The sequence below is a fragment of the Corynebacterium variabile genome (assembly GCF_006539825.1).
GTDB lineage: Bacteria > Actinomycetota > Actinomycetes > Mycobacteriales > Mycobacteriaceae > Corynebacterium > Corynebacterium variabile.
Window position 1 is genome coordinate 1 of record NZ_BJNT01000055.1, and the last position, 1,456, is coordinate 1,456.

Below are 1,456 nucleotides of genomic sequence, written 5' to 3' on the forward strand. Positions count from 1 at the left end.
CGGCTCTTCTCGATTTAGAGTGCGTTGATCCGGTCCTGCAGCTGGCCGGAGTGGATCAGCGACCGCAAGATGTAGTGGTCGAGGTTCCTGAACCCTAGGGCGATGCCGCGTAGATGCTCCAGCCTGCCGTTGATGGCCTCGACCGGACCGTTGGATGCGCCGATATCGAAGTACGCCAGGATGTCGTGCCGTCGGCGCCACAGGGTCCGGCCGAGTTGCGCCAGCTCCTCCAGCCCCGTCGGTAGGCCCTTGCGCAGGGTGCCGATCACCCTGCCCATCAACTTCTTGCCCCGCGCTCTGTCCGGCTGACCATAGGCACTGACCAGGTCCTGGTAGAACTCCCAGGTCACCTGCAACGCGACGTAGTCATCGTCGGTGTCCCACAGCCGATCCAGGCGCTGGCGCTGCCGGTCGGTGAGGAAATCGGTCCTGGTCAGCAGCGCCCGGCGGTGCTTGTACAGCGGATCGTCTTTCTGCCCCCGACGTCCGGTGGTTTCTCGCTGCAGGCGTTGCCGACACCCGGTGAGCTTCTCGGCGGCGAGGTGGACGACGTGGAACGGGTCCATGACTTTGCGCGCCGCAGGGAGAGAGTGGTCGACGGCGGTGGCGTAGCCGGTGAACCCGTCCATCGTCACGACCTGCACCCCGGCCCGGAAGTCCGGGTCCCGCTCACCCAGCCAGGTCTTCAGGACGTCTGCGGACCGCCCCGGGCGCATGTCGATCAGACGTGCCGGGCCTGCCCCGTCGGTCAGCGGGGTCAGGTCCACCAGCACGGTGACCATTGAGGACGGCTCGCCGGGTCGGCGGGTGTGTTTCCAGACGTGCTCATCGACGCCGAGGACCCGGACCCCAGCCAGGTGGGAGGGGTCAGCGTAGACCATGCTCCGGGCCGCGGTGACGGCGACGGTATTGACCAACTCCCAGCCGATTCCGAGAGCCTTCGCCGTGGCGGCCACGCTCATACGGTCGATGGCGAGGCGTTGGAGGATCCAGCGGGTCACCCGGTGGGTGAGTTTCGCCCCGTCGTCAGCGCAGGCCAGTGAGGTCTGGAAGATCTTCCTGCTGCAGGTGGGGTTGGTGCATGTGAAGCGGGGTACCCGGACGTTCAGGCGGGTGGGGAACCCCACGACCGGTAGGTCGACGAGTCGACGTCGGATGTGGTCCCGCTTCACCCCAGGCATCGCGCAGTCCGGGCAGGTGTCGGCTACGTCCACCGGCTCGGCGTTGATGATGGTGAGGGTGCCGGCGTCGGCGGCATCGGTGATCGTCAGACCGAGTTCTGCGGTGCGGCAGATGGTGTCGGCGACGAGGTTGCCAGTAGGGTGCACGGTAGGGTCCTGGTTCGGTCAGATGGAAGCTTCGCAACTCTCATCTTGTACCGGCCAGGGCCTCTGTATGTTGTACCACCCCGCGTCCCGCCCTTCAGCTATCTACGCACTCCGAACCGCGAAGAGCC

Annotated in this window: 1 protein-coding gene; it reads right to left on the bottom strand. The window is 66.3% G+C overall.

What is annotated here, in order from left to right:
• Positions 1-14: 14 nt before the first annotated feature.
• Complete coding sequence (locus CVA01_RS14725; RefSeq protein WP_073884859.1) at positions 15-1,328, bottom strand: ISL3 family transposase; 1,314 nt, start codon at positions 1,326-1,328, stop codon at positions 15-17.
• Positions 1,329-1,456 lie beyond the last annotated feature (128 nt).